13 protein-coding genes and 2 pseudogenes are annotated in these 17770 nt (G+C 41.5%); 2 read left to right on the top strand and 13 right to left on the bottom strand.

Annotation, left to right across the window (positions count from 1 at the left end; translation table 11 throughout):
* Nucleotides 1-5 precede the first annotated feature (5 nt).
* From ABLU95_RS02235 to ABLU95_RS02285, 11 genes are all read right to left on the bottom strand, one after another.
* Nucleotides 6-608: a serine acetyltransferase gene (locus ABLU95_RS02235; protein ID WP_171003160.1), complete on the bottom strand. Its 603-nt coding sequence runs from the start codon at nucleotides 606-608 to the stop codon at nucleotides 6-8.
* A gap of 1 nt (nucleotide 609) precedes the next feature.
* On the bottom strand, nucleotides 610-1503 hold the full coding sequence (locus ABLU95_RS02240; RefSeq protein WP_137916382.1) for a hypothetical protein: 894 nt from the start codon (nucleotides 1501-1503) through the stop codon (nucleotides 610-612).
* Nucleotides 1500-2345: a glycosyltransferase gene (locus ABLU95_RS02245; protein ID WP_080884191.1), complete on the bottom strand. Its 846-nt coding sequence runs from the start codon at nucleotides 2343-2345 to the stop codon at nucleotides 1500-1502. Before ABLU95_RS02245 ends, ABLU95_RS02240 begins: the two co-directional genes overlap by 4 nt.
* Entirely contained in the window at nucleotides 2335-3450 is a 1116-nt protein-coding gene (locus ABLU95_RS02250; RefSeq protein WP_137916383.1) for a glycosyltransferase family 4 protein, read from the bottom strand. Before ABLU95_RS02250 ends, ABLU95_RS02245 begins: the two co-directional genes overlap by 11 nt.
* A gap of 28 nt (nucleotides 3451-3478) precedes the next feature.
* Entirely contained in the window at nucleotides 3479-4693 is a 1215-nt protein-coding gene (locus ABLU95_RS02255; RefSeq protein ID WP_137916384.1) for an EpsG family protein, read from the bottom strand.
* Nucleotides 4694-4732: 39 nt separating this feature from the next.
* Nucleotides 4733-6133, bottom strand: coding sequence for an undecaprenyl-phosphate glucose phosphotransferase (wcaJ, locus tag ABLU95_RS02260; protein WP_087824185.1), 1401 nt, complete (start codon nucleotides 6131-6133; stop codon nucleotides 4733-4735).
* Nucleotides 6134-6183: 50 nt separating this feature from the next.
* On the bottom strand, nucleotides 6184-7092 hold the full coding sequence (locus ABLU95_RS02265; protein ID WP_080884195.1) for a glycosyltransferase family 2 protein: 909 nt from the start codon (nucleotides 7090-7092) through the stop codon (nucleotides 6184-6186).
* A 26-nt stretch (nucleotides 7093-7118) separates the two neighbouring features.
* Nucleotides 7119-9272, bottom strand: coding sequence for a polysaccharide biosynthesis tyrosine autokinase (locus ABLU95_RS02270; protein WP_087824186.1), 2154 nt, complete (start codon nucleotides 9270-9272; stop codon nucleotides 7119-7121).
* A gap of 15 nt (nucleotides 9273-9287) precedes the next feature.
* On the bottom strand, nucleotides 9288-9725 hold the full coding sequence (locus tag ABLU95_RS02275) for a protein tyrosine phosphatase (protein WP_080884197.1): 438 nt from the start codon (nucleotides 9723-9725) through the stop codon (nucleotides 9288-9290).
* Nucleotide 9726: 1 nt separating this feature from the next.
* A complete protein-coding gene (locus ABLU95_RS02280) occupies nucleotides 9727-10863 on the bottom strand; it encodes a polysaccharide export protein (RefSeq protein WP_087824187.1) in 1137 nt (378 codons plus the stop codon).
* A 144-nt stretch (nucleotides 10864-11007) separates the two neighbouring features.
* Nucleotides 11008-12441 (bottom strand): capsule assembly Wzi family protein, encoded by a 1434-nt coding sequence (locus ABLU95_RS02285; RefSeq protein WP_264947448.1) that lies wholly within the window; start codon nucleotides 12439-12441, stop codon nucleotides 11008-11010.
* Nucleotides 12442-12728: 287 nt separating this feature from the next.
* Between ABLU95_RS02285 and ABLU95_RS02290 the strand changes: the two are divergent.
* Nucleotides 12729-12855 (top strand): annotated as a pseudogene (locus ABLU95_RS02290) (hypothetical protein).
* Nucleotides 12856-13398: 543 nt separating this feature from the next.
* On the opposite strand, the gene ABLU95_RS02295 reads toward ABLU95_RS02290, so the two are convergent.
* Together ABLU95_RS02295 and galF are read right to left on the bottom strand one after the other, a co-directional pair.
* Entirely contained in the window at nucleotides 13399-14028 is a 630-nt protein-coding gene (locus ABLU95_RS02295) for a phosphatase PAP2 family protein (protein ID WP_137916387.1), read from the bottom strand.
* A 360-nt stretch (nucleotides 14029-14388) separates the two neighbouring features.
* A pseudogene (galF, locus tag ABLU95_RS02300) lies at nucleotides 14389-15317 on the bottom strand (GalU regulator GalF).
* A 757-nt stretch (nucleotides 15318-16074) separates the two neighbouring features.
* Between galF and ABLU95_RS02305 the strand changes: the two are divergent.
* The gene (locus tag ABLU95_RS02305; protein WP_023290384.1) at nucleotides 16075-17658 is read left to right on the top strand and encodes a TerC family protein; all 1584 of its coding nucleotides are present in this window, start codon (nucleotides 16075-16077) and stop codon (nucleotides 17656-17658) included.
* Nucleotides 17659-17770: the final 112 nt, after the last annotated feature.

Raw genomic sequence — 17770 nt, forward strand, 5'->3', positions numbered from 1 at the left:
ATCCCTTATAAAAATCTTTCTTTAATTTTTTCAATCAGCAAACCTTGCTTGATATGATCACTATCATTATTCGTTGATAAAATTTTAGCAGGGTGCCCAGCCCATACTGTATAAGGTTCTGTAATATCTTTAATTACGAGGCTTGCTGCCCCAATAGTCACGTTATTACAGACATTTGCTCCTAAAATTTTAGTTCCGAGCATAATATGCACATTATTACCAATATATGGCACTTTACCTTTAGCATGACCTATTACTACGCCGGCGGAAATAGAACAATTGCTTCCAATTTTGCATTCAGGGTTTATGATAATGCCATTTAAATGCCAAATGACCAATCCTTCACCAATGCAATTCAACGGGATTTCGACGCTGTACCGTACACATTGTCTTTTATATAAAAACAGGTGAGCCAAATAAATCAGTCGAGCTAGAAAAAAATGTTTATTAGACCAATATTCTGTTTTTCTTAACAGAATTTGGAATCTCCAGATAGAATCTCGAAATAACTTAGGCTTGTTATAGCTTTTTTTTAATGCTAAGCGATCGCATTCAAGAAAATACCTGAGGGTTTTCTTGTCAACTATTCTTTTCGAAAAATCCAACATGTTATTTTCCATTTTTACCATTAAATAAATCGAGCGTACCGTCGCTACGGTAATGCCAACCATTAATAAATAGTTTTGTATACTTTATTAAATTAAAGAAATCGCGTGTCAATATTTTTCTTAGTAAAAATAATAGAAATTTAAACCTGCCTACATGTTTATTTCTGGAATAATATTTAATAGACAAGATATAATCATACATTCGTTCTTCATGTCGCCATTTGGGAATCTTTTTATCCAACCCGGTCATTGAATGATGTATAGTGCCGTTGATAAAAAATTTCACGTAATAACTTGAAGATATATTTTTTTCTATTTGTCTAAATAATGAAAAGTCAACACCATATAATGCGAAATGTGGATCAAATAGATGTTGCGACAACTCCTTGAATTTAGAAATTAAACTCGAATAAATAATCATCCCAGAACCTATAGAATATATTTTACATTTGCCATTCCATTCAATATACTCTTCCATATTTTTTACAATATGTCCGTCCTTCCGAGGATAATATATACGCTGATCAGTATTAGATGAAATAAGTGGTAAATGAATATCTATATCTTGATTTAAAGAGGTATTAAAATAATCCTCTGAAAAAAATGAGTCATCATCAAAAATAATATATCTATCAGCAGTGAAAGATTCAAACATACTGTTATATATATCACTTAATGATCTGTTTGAAATATCATTATACAGGAAAACAGAACCAAATCTTCTTTGTAAATTGAGAAAATGTATATCGCCTTCCGTGTTTATAAAAGATGGTCCGTTGTTAAACAACAGTAAAGTATAGTTTTTATAATTAGTAGGTAAGTTCAATAAACTCTGTGTAGTGCTAGTTTCAGTATTTTCGCGCCCATATAAAACAACCAAAACTATCGTTTTCATTTAAATACCTTAGCAATCGTATTTATAAAACCTTTGAGCACAGCTTTTAAACCGGTTGGTGAGTATACTTTGAATAGAGATGAAATATTAATAACTTCACCTCTGTTAATTAAATCACAGTAATATAGCGATTTTTTATCACCATTGGATAAATCACTATCATGTTTGATTAAGAACTTTTTATATCCGTCATATGCTTTTGAACTTGTAGTAATTCTTTGTTTATCATGTGAAATATCCTTTATATAAGAATAATTATTAATCTTATAACATTTCAACCCTTTCTTGAGTAAACGGAACCATAAATCATAATCCTGCCAAGCTGGCATAGATTCATCAAATCCGCCTGCCTCAATAATAAATTCTTTCTTAATGAAAACTTGGCTGTCTATGCTATTTCTTTTTCTTATGGTTTTAAAATCTAACCACCCACTAGTATTACGTGATTTTTTCAGTTGCGCGTTATTTTTAATCAAATATGTTGTACACATGAACTCGTAGTCATATTTAATTAAATAAGTAACAAAATCAGAGATCCTGTTCTGTGTAAAAAAATCGTCATCATCAAGCCCAGTAACAAACTGACCAGTTGATGCTTCTATACAGCGGTTCCTAGAAAAACAAGCCCCTCTAGGCGAAGCATTACGCAGATATATAATTTTATATCCTTGTTCTATAAAATTATTAACCACTTCATATGTATTGTCAGTGGAACCATCATCACAAATAATTAGCTCAATGTTAGAATAATTTTGAGTTATAACAGATTTAATTGCCCTCTCAAGCAATTCAGATCTATTATGTGTAGGCATATAAACACTGACCAAAGGTTCATTTAACATTTACCACCTCCAATAAAAAACCATGCAATTTTTTTGAAGCTATCTTCCATGTATAATTTTGATTGATATATTGATATTGTTCGGAAGGATTTTTATCAGAATAAGGTGCAGTTAATAGATCAGTTAGGCTCTTAATGTTATGAGGAGAAATATATCTTGCATTATCTTTAAGATATTCATGAGTACTCCCTTCAGTGGATGAGATAACTTGGCAACCATAAGCATATGCTTCTAAATCTACTAAAGAAGCTACTTCGAACCAACTTGCCGATACATGAAAGCGAGAATGTCTATAGAGTGAAATTAAATCTTCAGGTTTTTTCTTTCCAATAAAAGTTATATTACTATACTTTGATATTTCATTCTTAAACCTTGTAACATATTTTTTATTGTTGAGATTTTCGCCCCCTACAAAGACTACCGTTAGATTTGTTTGACCTAATTCTCTTAAAATCGCTAATGAGTTTTTTCTTTCTTCGATTCTCCCACAAACCAGAACATCAATATCTCGATTATCAATGTTATCTGATAACTCAGGGATTAAATCAACACCATTCCTGACTAACACCGCTTTCTCTGAAATATCTACACCGTAATCCTTTTTAATATTCTCAATTTCGGTAAATGATAGTACTATGCAATAATTCACTTGCTTTAATATTTCTTTTAACTTACTGTCATAATCTACAAATAAATGTAAAAAAGCTGCTTTTCGTAATATCGGATAATTAATGGCCCTATATATGTTTTTTATTTTCTCTCTTGTGTTGTACTTTGTAATAATATTTGATACAAAGCCAAGCCAGCCAGACCGGCTATGTAATTCGAATTTATTAATCGCGTCTAAACTATGATGTATGGGTAGTAATATTGCCTTTTCTTCAAGATGAAATTTCTTGAGCATCGCATAGTATATATTCAATTCTATAGGGCGATCAAGATTGACTAAAATATAAAAATCACTATCTTTCGGAAAATTTAGATTGCAATTAATAGTTACGGTCTCACCGTAGGATTCTAAATGTTTTTTATATTGTTCAATCTGGTATGTATCGCCACCGTATTTATCAAAACAATCTACACGCGTTAAAAAACTAATTTTCATGCTCAGACCTTATCCGATATAAAATTACTTAATTAATATAATAAAAAGGCGATGTACCAATCCAATCAAAGTTACTCCATAGCTCAAACCCTTCTTGCACACTGCCATTGAGCCGCCCCGGGAAAAGTAAGGACAACAAACTGATAATTATTATGAAGGCACCAATCCAAAACTCTTTTCCCTTAAGATTGTAAATAAGTACCAGAGGGCTCAAGAAACTGGTTACAATTAAGCCTATTCTTGTAGCGCTTTTAAAAATAATTAAAGGTACGCAGCACATCATGATAAAGAAAGAAAATTGTGAAATACCTTGCATGAAGTGATTATCACCTTTTTCTCCTTTGAATAAGTAAGTACTTAAAAATATAACGATAAACTTACCTGCAGATAGCGCAGCAGGTAAGGAAAGTATGCTATTCCCAACATAATAATTTATCTTCGCACTGAAAAAACTTGCGCCAATGATATTAAAAAAAGTTACTAGTATATTAGGAGCTGCATACAACATCATGGAAAATATAAAAGAAAACAAAACAATGCCATGTCTAATTTTTTTGTATTTACTAATAGATAAAAGAAATATCAAAAAGATGATCAAAGATGTTGTATGTATAAAAAAAGAAATCAAAAACAACACCATTGATAAATACCGTCTCCCACATAACCAGTAAGATAACGATAAGAGCAATATAGGTGTAGCTAACTCTTGCCTTAAAAACTGACTAAGTGGCCCTATTTGAATCATAAGCATGCATAATGCTGCAATAGCCCCTCTATTTTTTCGTTCCGTAAATTTCTCAACAAATAACACATACCAGATAAAATATAGCGACATGGTAATTGCCACTATAAGTGTTAATACATTTCTTGCATCAAAGTTGCCATACAGAGGTAAAAATGTTTTGATAATTAATGGAAAAAAAAGTTCAAACTTGAAGGATGTATCGTAAAAAGGTTGTCCTTGCTCAATTTGATGAACTATAGGCATATACGTATTAAGCAAATCATCACTAAAAATGTTTATACCTATTTGTCTAGAGGATACAGTTATTATTATCAAGAATATTTGTATAAGGACTATACTCTTTCTAATTAAACCATAGTTCCCAAGCGGTGTTAATAATAGTAAACAACCAATAAAAAAGCCTAAGTGCGGACTATACATTAAACAAATTATATATATTAACAATAATGCCAAAGATATATACTCATATCTTCTAACATCCTCATTTGAAAACCGCATATATTTACCTTTCGATTAATTTTGTGTTGTTTTATTATCTTAATATGCCGTTTTTCCGATAAACCCTTTAAATATTGTTAGGAATATAATTCTAATATCAAGCCAAATACTCCACTCTCGTATATATTCCAAATCATATTCCACTCGTTTTTCCATTTTTTCGAGGGTATCAGTTTCACCTCGCCAACCATTGATTTGAGCCCATCCAGTGATGCCTGGTTTTACTTTGTGTCGTAACATATACCCCTCTATTAGACTTCTGTATTGCTCGTTATGAATTACCGCATGTGGACGTGGACCAACTATAGACATTCCACCAAATAATACATTAAAAAATTGTGGTAACTCATCTAATGATGTTCTCCTCAAGAATCTACCCACTTTCGTAACACGTACATCATTTTTAGTAGCCTGAGTAACATTATCATTTTCCATAACAACCATAGTCCTAAATTTCCAAACTTTTATTGGTTTCCCATCCATTCCATAACGAGTTTGCTTGAAAATAACGGGCCCATGTGAGGTTAACTTCACACAAAGAGATATAATAAGCAAAATAGGTGATATTAATGTTAAAATAACCAGTGAAAGAATTATATCTTCCAATCTTTTCAATACCATATTAATGCCATTTAAAGGCGTTTCAAATATTGGAACAACGGGAATGCCATTTACTTCCTCGGTTCTGGATTGTAAAATATTAAAGGTAAAAACATCTGGTATGAGTATAACTGAACAGGTTGTATCTGTAAGTGCCTTAATGAGCTCCTTCATCTTAAGTTCATCATTCATATTCATAGCTATATATATTCTATCAATTCGACCATCCTTTGCATCTTTAATTAAAGAACTAAAATCCCCAGCATATTTTATTTCTGTATTAATTAGATCATCAAAAGGTTGCTCATCATAAATACCAATGACATTAAAACCTAACCATGGTTCTTCAATGAAACTCTTAGCCAGAGTAACTCCAACGGGCAATGAACCGGCTATAGCAACGTTTCGTGTATTATAACCTAATTTCCTAAAAAATCCGGCGCTAAAACGAACTAATGTCCTTGAAAAAATCAGGCACACACAACACATTAAATACCATTCAACTAGTAACATTAATGGTAAATAAAGCTGCTTAATATATGATGTCGCACCTAGTACAAAAATTACCGATAAGGTCCAGTTTTTTAAAATTAATAGCAATTCAGTTGATAATTTGACACCCCTCCATGAACGATAAAAATCTGTTATCCCCCCTATCATTTGGAATAAACAAAAAACAGCAAAAAAAATAATTACTTGCTTATAACCATAATGCAGCCCATTTAAATAATTCACTGTAAACTGCACTCCAAAAATAACAACGACATCTGATATTCGTTGAAACATTGAAATCAGTGAAGCATTTGTTTTAGAATGTGGCCGATTGTGTGAAAGTATCATAATTTTTAGACTCGATGGAATTTCATTCGCACAAAATTTATATTATCTTTTCATTTCCAATATCGCTTATGCATAGATAACTTTTTCACTATCCTTAGCGGCAATTTATTATAGCTTTGCCCTAATTTATATCCTGTAATTTTCAATGCATTTAGCGTGCAGGCCCTAAATATATACAGCGGATTTGATTTGATTAAGTATAACAATTCAGATATTAAAAAACGTTTTCCCTCTCCACCTGCTCCACCAAAATTATTTCTTATCCATTGCTGGTCAGCATGGAACACACCAATATCAAAATATCTTTTGAACTCTTCTATCAATGAGTAGTTATGTGAATGCTTTACCATAGCGTCTGCAATATATGCAATTTTATAGTCGCCCATTACGCTTTTCGCGGCGAAATACATATCCTCACTAAGAATTGTATTAGATGGAAACCCACCTATTTTTTCAAAGCTTGAAATTCTATATGCCGCGAAAGAGTTTGATATAAAAACTGTTTTTAAGCCCATTAACGGGACATCTCGCATTGAAGATGTATAACTATTACTACTGTAATTAAACAAACGGGCATGTTTCGCGATCGGATTAGCATCTGAATGTGGTAATTGCCTGCCATAAGCACAACTTACCATAGGATCATCGAATGCTTTAATTAATTTTTCTACAAAAAACGGCGTAGGTAGAGCATCCTGCGTCAAAAAAATTACGATATCAAATTCATCTTTATGTAGGTCTACCGCAAGATTTCTTGTTGCGCCATGATTGAAATCTTTTGAATTAATGCTTACTAACTCAAACCCATATTCTTTGGCATAATCAACCGTTTTATCTGTACTACCAGAATCAATGACCTGGACTAATGTATCTTGTGGCGCATATTCCCTTATTGCTTTCGCTACATTTTTCCACAGTGTTCCACCATTAAATGTCGGTATGGCTATAAAATATTTCATTTCCCAATCATCCTTTTATTATATTGTTACTTCTTATCATCATAAGAATAACCATAATAATTATAGCCATAACCATAATAACTGCTTGCTTTTTTAATCACTCCATTTAGAATACATCCTTTAACAGATACACCACTTTGTTCGAATCGTTGAATACTAACTTCGATTTCTTTGACTGTGTTCATTTCGAAGCGACACACTAATAATGTTGTACCAGCATAATTACCAATTATTGCTGCATCAGTAACAGCCAAAATTGGAGGCGTATCTAAAATCACAATATCATAATTTTTACTCGCCCATTGTAATAATTCATCAAATCTTTTATGCATCAATAACTCGGCTGGGTTAGGTGGTACAACTCCTCTTGTTATAAAGTCAAAATTCGCAGACTCAAATGTTTGAACGCATTTTGAAATTTCGCTTTTGCCTGCTAAAAATTCGGATAGACCATTTGCATTAGATGCTTTGAAAAGTTTATGTGTATAACCTTTTCTCATATCCGTATCAATGAATAAAACTCGTTTCCCAGTTTGAGCAACGATAGCTGCTAAGTTTGAACTGACAAAAGTTTTACCGGCATTTGGGCTTGCACCAGATATCATTAAGATATTATTTCGTGCTTCCATCATTGCGAAATGTAAACTAGTCCTTAACCCTCGGATTGACTCTATCGCCAGATCTGCAGGATTATCAATAGCTAGTAATATATTTCTATCATCCTTATGTGACTTATTTTTTAAATTATTATACTTAGTCATTGCTTCAGAGACCGGAATACTTGCGTACACAGATGTACCGATCATTTCAAGCAATTCAGGCGAATCCACTCCTCGTCTCAGTGATATACGGAGAAGAATAATCCCAATCGATAATACAGCACCAATTACAATCCCCACAAGAACAATAAGAACCTTTTTAGGTTTAACTGGTTTAGGGTTTGTTACTGCCTCATCTATGATCCGGACGTTACCTATTGCACTCGATTTTGCAATACTTAACTCTTGCTGACGATTAAGCAATTGCATATATACAGCGCGACCAGACTCAACGTCTCGGCTTAACCTTAAAATCTCTTGCTGTGTTTCAGGCATACTCGACACCCGTTTATTTAATTTACTTTTCTCCTCTTGTAATGTTTTTCTTTTTTCTAACAATGCCTTATAAGTAGGGTGCTCTTTTGTATAAAGTTGAGAAATCTCTGATTCTCTAAATGTTAATTCATTTAACTGATTATCAACGTTTACTATTTGATCCAAAACAGATTTAGCCTCTAGAGATAAATCTACGGAATCATTTAAGCGTCTATAATCATTTAATTTATCTTCAGCTAAGTCAAGATCTCCGCGAACTTTTGGCAACTGCTTATTTAAAAAATCCAAGCTTTTTTCATCTTGTGCTGCTTGCCTTGCGATATTTTGGGCCAAATAATTATTACTTATGCTGTCAAGTATATTTTTCGTCAACTCAGGGTCATCACCGGTTAGTGATAATAATAAGATCCCTGTATCCTTCCCTTGATCCGTGATTGACAGATTCTTTTGAATATCTGTAATTGCCCGTAACCGAGGAATATATGAAACTTTAAATTTGGTTCCTGGAATTGCATCAATGCTACTAACGCTAATTGCAAAATTTCCCTTCTCGATTAAATCACCTACTGTTCCATTAATTTCGCCTTGTTCACCCTTAACTTTATAATTCTTATTATCTGTAACGGTGATGTCAAAATTGATAATTTCATCACCGGCATCTTTAATGTACAATCTAGGAATTATTATTTGCCCATTCTTTTCCCCTGTTAATCTGGCCCATCCTTTACCAAATATAGGAAAATAACTTTGCTGTATTTTTGTTTGCAAATTTAGATCGTCAACTGTTTTACCTAAGATCATTCTTGACTGTAATAAGGCTATTTCCGGAGCTGACTGAGGTTGGCTATCTGGAAGCATTTGGCTTAAACTGTTAAGAATGCTATTTGCCTGCTTCTGTTCTACCTGCAATGTTGCATCTGCTTGATATATGGGTGTAGCAAATAATGCATATACAAGTGCTAATAATGTACTTAATGCTGTTAGTGAAATAATGAGTTTACGGTGATCAATCAGCTCCCCAAATAAGCGAGCAATATCCAGTTCATCAGATTCTTTTAGTTCATGCTTAGTTTTTACAGAAGGCATAAGGTTTTCCTAAATTTATACACCTAACTTTGCTGTCCATTCTTCCGCAGCAAGCTCTAACATTTTAAAAACTGAGATAAAAGCTTCTTCACTTTTTCTATATGGATCTGGTATTTCTTTCTGATTTATCCAATGCCCATATAATAATATTTTCCCACGAGATTCCGGATATAACTTAGTTATATGCTCAATATGATACTGCTCCATGACCAATATTAACTCATGACGCCTAATCATTTCTCGTGTTAATTGTTTCCCTTTATGGCCTTCTAATGATATACCATTATCCTCGGCTACTTTTATAGCGGATTTATCAGCTGGGTGATCAACCATAGCGCTTGTACCCGCTGAATTTATCACCTTTGTTGGCAACTTATTTCGCAGAAGACGTTCCCCCAAAGGTGAACGACAAATATTTCCAGTGCAAATCACTAAAATATTATCAAAAGTCATATTATGGCCATTCTTTAATATATTTCGCTGTTTCGGTCATGTCATGTACTCCGGTTATTGTTGGTACGAGCTGTGATATCACGCGATTCCAGCGAACCAAAGGAGCAGTAGTTACATATACAATATCATAGGGCTGCAATTGGAATTCAGTCCCCAATACCATAGCAGAAGCATCTTGTGCATTTAATTGATAGATATTAGCAATCTTACCTTGCTTGTCACCCTTGATCTGGCGAATTACAAAAACCCCTGTTGCATCGCTGAATGCTTGAGAAATCCCTTCCGCATTACCAAGTGCTTCTGCCAAAGTCATTCCACTGCGATCCATCTTCATCGTGCTTTGTTTGCCCACCTCACCCATCACGAAAACCTTCAAATCGTCATTACGCGGGACAAACAGAATATCTCCAGGATACAGCAATCGGTTCTCGGTTAAATCCCCTTTTTGCATTAGAGCATAAAGTGAGATTTTGGTGTCTTTACCATTATGCGTCAAAACAACATTCCGCCAGTCAGCGTCCTCTGATAAGCCTCCTGCAGCATTGATTGCATCCATAACTGTTAAAGGGATATTAGTGATCGGTTGCTGACCTGATTTTGCAACTTCGCCAGTTACATAGGCTTTTTGAGAACGAAATGCAGCAACACTTACATCAACCTGTGGACTTTCAATATATGTTGTTAAACGGCTGGCTATATCCTGGCGTACCTGGCTAAGTGTTTTCCCCGCCACCTGCACTTTACCAATATAAGGATAGAAAATGGTACCGTCTGAGTTAACCCAGTTACCGGTATCGCTGGCGCTACGGTATTGGCCTGCAGGTGTTGTCAATTCCGGGTGATCCCAGACAGTGACCATCAATACATCGCCCACCCCGATGCGATATTCATAACTGCGTAGTAAATTATCCAGCTGTGGGTTTGGACGAGCGAGTACACTTTCAGGGCGAAGCTGATCGATAAGCCCTGGTGTCATCGGATATACATTAACCAATTTATCCAGATCGTAGTCGCTATCCGGAAGCTCAACCACGTTCTTTCGCAGACTGTTTAATCCCTGACCAGGGATAATGGTACAACCCGATAAAAACCCAATCGCCAACGCTAATGCCGAAAATTTAACAATTTTTTTCTTCATAATGTCACATCATCAGTAAATCAAAATTTGCCAATTCCTGAGCAGCTGTCATCGCCGTTACTTCCCTGCCGGCTTATGGAGAGATAAAAGCTGACTGCATCCTGCAGCGCTACCACCCCTCTCCCCTGTTTTCAGCATTCAGCCTTATAAACTAAACGGTATCTCTATACCTGCGCTGGCCCCAACGTCATCGCTGTCGCTATTGTTAGCATTGGTGTACCACAGTGAAGTATTCAGACGAACCGACTGATACACATCGCCACTCCAGCCCAGCTGTACACCTTTCAAGGTATCAGCATGAGGGAATGCTTTATTGATCGACTGATTCTCCGGGTTAACCTTTGCGTATACCAGACGCGTGCTCCAGCGCTGGTTATCCTCCGTAATCAGCTCAACCTTACCGGCAACGAGTTGCCCGTCCCCGCCCATCGCATCACCCAGCGGATAGCCCTGCTGATAGTAACCATCTTTGTAGATATGATGGTTATAACTGTAATTAGTACGACTCCTATTGGTGCGCGTATCGTGTGCTTCCAGGTACCAGTTTACCGCATCCTTACCCCAGCCGTGGTGCCCTTCCATTCCACCAAGGAACATATTTGCCGAAGGCAAGTAACCAGATTCATCCTCACCGATCATCTGCCCGTAGAAACTGACCGGCCAGCCGAGAGTTGGCTCGAGTTTGAACTTAAAGTCAAAGCCGGCCAGTTGGTTCCCCGGTTCATTATCAGTCCCAGTATTATCATGGCCAGTGAAGCCATCCCAGAAGCTGCTAAAGGATTGTGGCCGCCCTTCCCCGCCCCACTGCATAATACGCGACGCACCTAATTCTAATGACTGGAACGGCGTGAAGGTAAAACGTCCGCCGATAATTTTGGCATGAGGCACAGCGGTATATTGATTCATCTGGCTGGCGGAGATCTGGTACTGCCATGGACCCACCCAGCGTAACCACCATGTTTCCGGCGCCGCCTGCTCTGCCCGCTGCATCAGGAAGCCGGTCATCGGACGCATCGCATCCCCGCGGATCAGGCTTCCTTCATAGCCCGGTCCCCACCACTGCGGAACCTGACCAAAGGAGAGCCACTGGTTCCAGAATTTCACCGCGCCATAGGCGCCGTTGGCGTTGAAGCGCGATCCGTTACTGATCCGCTCTCCCCCTTCGACGTTACCCTGGAGGTGGACATCCCACCACTCGCCGCTGTTATTGAACGCCAGACCTAACGAGTTATCTGCCGGCTGCGTCTGACCAAACCCCTGCGGGGTACCCGGCTGGTCGGTTGAAGTGTAGCCGGTGACCCGGAAATCGGCTTTTAAAGCAGACAGTCTCTGGTTGATACGAGCCAGAACCACTTGCTCAGAAGAATAGGACGGTTTGGCCTTTTTTAGCGCCCGGGCGATCTCTTCCTGACTCAGCGGCCAGGTCGACAGGCTCAGATGGATGACCCCGCGATCGGAAAGCCAGGCAAGGTCGTTACGCAGATCGTTATCATTTACCACTAACCCAGCCGCGAAAGCCTGGGCTCCCAATGAGGAAAGTAAACCCAGCGTCACGGCAATGCGCGCAATTTTTATCATTGTACAAGATCCATTTTCAGCCCCGCTGTCGTATCTCAATGAGAATGAGGGGAATAGCAAGATAGAAAGCGCTCGCGGCACCAGTTGACTTCACTGTGCAACACCGGCGAGGCAAGTACAGTTACCCTAAGCTGCTCGTAACCATTATCACATCCACCCAGCTCACAATGTAGGCGAATTTCACCCTACAGGCTATCGATGAGATGGGAAAATTAATGTCCAGGTGATATCAGCAGCCGCTCCTGACCAACTTCTGAGGATATCCGTGGAAAATGGATAGATAGCTGATGAGGGTATTCATCATGACAGGGTCGATTTTTACAGCAATTGAACAGGAGCTATTGTACAGCAGCAAGCGGCTTCAGCGACGCTACCGCCCCTGGCTTAACAGCTACCAGCGCACTGACTACCTGAACGACTTATTTTATCGACCTGCGGATGAATAATTGGTCAGGCCTTTATTTTTTGCGGCGTTAAGTTTACGGGATTTCGGTCACAATTGGGAGTCTTGTTACCGAATATCTGCCAATTAATACCACCTGCCCTTTTATTGGCAAAAATAAGCGGTCAACACTTAAGATTATTCACTAAGTTAAACGGCCAGACAGTGTCCCGTTGTTGCTAACCTATCAAGGATGAAGCTAACCATCTGTAAAACAAGATCTTTTACGTTAAGGTCGCGTCATTCAAAAATCAGATGATGGCGTCTAAGTCAACTACAATTTCTTATAGTTTCCTGGTAACGGAATATTCAGCAGACGTGCTCCAGGTTCTTTCTCAGCGCATTTAAGAAACGTCTGACCTCGGCTATATCCACGCAAATTGGCACTAACAATGTAGTAGCACTGCATTATTTCATAAATATGAATTATCAATTGACTGGCATATAGTAGATTATTTTCTTATTTGACTAATTAACCAGCGAAAACTTAATTTCCCCTGTAAAAAAAAAGGCAATTACCAGGCCTGCTTGTGCAGATCGTTTCGGGTATAGGGTTTGTCCAACGGTCCTACTGCGATGGCGATTTGTCCCAGCAGGGACTGAGTCGGCGCTTTATTGCCGCTATGCAACAGGATGAGCGGGACCATCACCAGGCACGCGACGCCGCCCCAGGAAATACTCAGGCTTTCCAAATGGGTGGTACGTTTTTGTAGCAACAGGAACAAAGCGCTGCCGGCAGCGCCGAGCAGCAGGCCAGCGATCACTTCCGAGACGGAATGCGCATGGATGACCAGCCGTGAATACCCCACCACTGCGGCTAAAACATAGCCTGTGGTGACCGCTGCTCTTTGCACACCCGCCGAAAAACGGGCGCTAAGCAGCCATAAGAAGATAGGCCAGAAGGCCGCGGAGAGCGCTGAGTGGCCGCTGAAGCCGGTGTAATCCAGCTCACGAATACCCAGTCCCCAGCCCATAAAGGCCAGCTTGGAGGCGCAGACGATGGCGCCGGTGATGCCGAACAGCAAACTCCACTGCCACGCCAGCAACCGCGACGTTTTACGCAGCATCAGGACAATAAACAGCGCCGCTGCGCTGGGCAGCAAAACGGTGCTATCGCCAAAAAATGAGATGAGTTGCCAGTTCATATACCTGTGATCCTTCGATGATGTCCACTGCCGTGCTCAGGGATTATCCATAATGTCTGTACCAGCTCGCATGCCAATTCATTTCACATTTTTATGCATGCAAGTGAGATGTTTAAAGCGGAAACATGATCGCAGTCAAGTTTTATTTTTGGCTGACGTTGACCGCTTTCCCTGCACTTTAGGAATTGTCGCACTAAGTGACTATTCATAAAGCATTATTGCCGCTACTCCGACCATTGCACCACAGAGGCCAGAGACAAACTACCAGAAGTCTCCGAAGCCATACGTTTCTTTACAATCGTTATAACATTCACGTTATGAATAAATTCTGCATAACGTTATGAGCGGCAGGACCGATGCTCAGAGCCTGCCGCCCGGTCTCAGGCTGGCGTTCAGGCCAGCAGTTTTTTAATGCTTTCGCGGAATTTGGTGCCTTCTTTCAGGTTACGCATTCCGTAAGTGACGAAGGCCTGCATATAGCCCATTTTCTTACCGCAGTCATAGCTTTCGCCGGTCATCAGCATCGCGTCGACGGACTGCTTCTTCGCCAGCTCGGCAATGGCGTCGGTCAGCTGGATACGGCCCCAGGCGCCCGGCTCGGTGCGCTCCAGTTCGGCCCAGATATCTGCCGACAGCACGTAGCGGCCCACCGCCATCAGGTCGGAGTCCAGAGTCTGCGGTTCGTCCGGTTTTTCAATAAACTCGACGATACGTGCCACCTGCCCTTCCGCCACCATCGGCTCTTTGGTCTGGATCACGGAGTATTCGGAGAGATCGCCCGGCATGCGTTTCGCCAGCACCTGGCTGCGGCCGGTCTCGTTAAAGCGGGCGACCATAGCGGCGAGGTTATAGCGCAGCGGGTCAGCGGTGCCGCCGTCGAGGATGATATCCGGCAGCACCACCACAAACGGGTTATCCCCGACGACCGGACGGGCGCAGAGGATAGAGTGGCCCAGACCCAGCGGCTGCGCCTGGCGCACGTTCATGATGGTTACGCCCGGCGGACAAATGGCCTGGACTTCCGCCAACAGCTGGCGCTTCACGCGTTGCTCAAGCAGGGCTTCCAGCTCGTAGGAGGTATCAAAGTGGTTTTCCACCGCGTTCTTCGAGGAGTGCGTCACCAGAACAATCTCTTTGATCCCGGCGGCGACGATTTCGTCAACAATGTACTGAATCATTGGCTTATCAACGATCGGCAGCATCTCCTTTGGAATTGCCTTTGTGGCCGGCAGCATATGCATGCCTAGTCCTGCGACCGGAATAACCGCTTTCAAATTCGCCATATTCATCTTCACCTGTTTGGTTGCAAAACACGCGGTTTTGCAAAATTGTACATGTCACAAATCCATTGAAACTGATAATACACGGATACTGCCCGGGCATCTGCCCGCCAAATTCTTAAATTCACTGTCACGTAAAAGAATACACATAACTCCCTTTTACCAACAGTTAGAAGTGAGAATAATCTTATTCTCGATCAGGTTATTCAGCGGTGCGTTTCTCTGCGCCGTGCAATGTGGCCGAGATCCCCGTCCACAGGGCGCGCCAGCACGCCAGGGCTGCCGTGCCGCACCTATGCCCGCAAAGAATAGGTATAGATAATAAATTTATCCAGGTAATATATTTCAGCATTTACCGCTGGACAGGTCGCTATACAAGCCATAATCGGCGGAATAAAACCAGGAGCCGCCCTATTCTGCGCCCCTTTATGAGCTGAATGATGCCGATTTTACGAGGAATTTCGCTCTTCCCCCACAGCGTGGGCATCACCTCTGGCTGCGACGAATGGTGGCACAATGCCGCTTTTGCGCCCTGGCGGAAGCGCAGCGGCAGACGTTCTGATATTGGCCCGCTTATTCCAGGGCAACCGCCATGGTGTTATTTTTTCACTGTTCTTTACCGGAACATAATTCTTATCGGTTCGCTTAATCTGCTGGAAATATATCCACCCGTGGCAGGGCGCTATCCGCGTCGTTATTGCATTTTATACCCATCTTATCCATGATCGGGGTAACACATACCGCAGTCGTACAGGTTTTAATACATATGGAATGGATTGCCGATCCGTCAATCTGGGCAGGTCTCGTCACGCTGGTCGTTATCGAACTGGTGTTAGGTATCGATAACCTGGTCTTTATCGCTATCCTCGCTGAGAAGCTCCCGCCCGCCCAGCGCGACCGCGCGCGGATCACTGGCCTGATGCTGGCGATGGTGATGCGTCTCCTGCTGCTGGCCTCTATCTCCTGGCTCGTCACCCTGACCAAACCGCTGATTGTTTTTCACGACTTCAGCTTCAGCGCCCGCGATTTAATTATGCTGTTTGGCGGCTTGTTCCTGCTGTTTAAAGCAACCGTCGAGCTTAATGAGCGGCTGGAGGGAAAAGACAGCGATAATCCCACCCAGCGCAGAGGGGCCAAATTCTGGGCCGTGGTGGCGCAGATCGTGGTGCTCGACGCCATCTTCTCGCTCGACTCGGTGATCACTGCGGTCGGCATGGTCGACCACCTGGCGGTGATGATGGCCGCCGTGATCATCGCTATCAGCCTGATGCTGATGGCCAGCAAGGCGCTGACGCGCTTCGTTAACAGCCACCCAACCATCGTGATCCTCTGTCTGAGCTTCCTGCTGATGATCGGCTTCAGCCTGATTGCTGAAGGCTTCAGCTTTATTATTCCGAAAGGCTATTTATATGCGGCAATTGGCTTCTCGGTGATGATTGAAGCCCTTAACCAGCTGGCGCTGTTTAACCGCCGTCGTTTTCTCTCCGCCAATATGACGCTGCGTCAGCGCACTACCGAGGCGGTAATGAATCTTTTGAGCGGGCAGAAAGAAAAAGCTGAACTGGATGCTGACACGGCGTCGCTGGTCGCCGATCAGGACCATCATCCGTTGTTTAATCCGCAGGAACGGCTGATGATTGAGCGGGTGCTGAACCTGAATCAGCGCAGCGTCAGCAGTATTATGACCTCCCGCCATGATATCGAGCGCATCGACCTCAGCGCGCCGGAGGAAGAGATCCGCAGCCTGGTGGAAAAAAATCAGCACACCCGCCTGGTGGTCACCGGCGGAAAGGATAATGAAGACCTGCTGGGGGTGGTGCATGTTATCGACCTGCTCCAGCAGTCCCTGCGCCAGGAACCGCTGGATCTGCAGGCGCTGGTGCGCCAGCCCCTGGTCTTTCCGGAGGGGTTACCGCTCCTCTCCGCCCTTGAGCAGTTTCGTCAGGCCCGCACCCATTTTGCCTTTGTGGTGGATGAGTTTGGCTCCGTCGAGGGGATTGTGACCCTCAGCGACGTGATGGAGACCATTGCCGGCAATCTGCCCAACGAGGTGGAGGAGATCGACGCCCGGCACGATATTCAGCACCATCCGGACGGTTCGTGGACGGTTAACGGCCATATGCCGCTGGAGGACCTGGTGCAGTATGTTCCCCTGCCGCTGGATGATAAACGTGAGTACCACACTGTTGCCGGTCTGCTTATGGAGTATCTGCAGCATGTGCCGCAGGTGGGAGAAACCATTGAGATTGACGGTTATACCCTGCGCACGCTGCAGGTCGACAGCCACCGGGTGCAGAAGGTGCAGATCGTTCCGCCGGCAAAGCAGGATGAGCTGGATTATGAGGTGTAATCGTCAGGCATAAATGGCCCGGGGTATCTCGGGCGGTGAGAAGGCTAATCAAACCCATGCCTGATGGCGCTTCGCTTATCAGGCCTACGGGATGGCGACACAAACCGGGGGA

The organism is Klebsiella sp. GG_Kp146, from assembly GCF_040061975.1.
GTDB lineage: Bacteria > Pseudomonadota > Gammaproteobacteria > Enterobacterales > Enterobacteriaceae > Klebsiella > Klebsiella quasipneumoniae.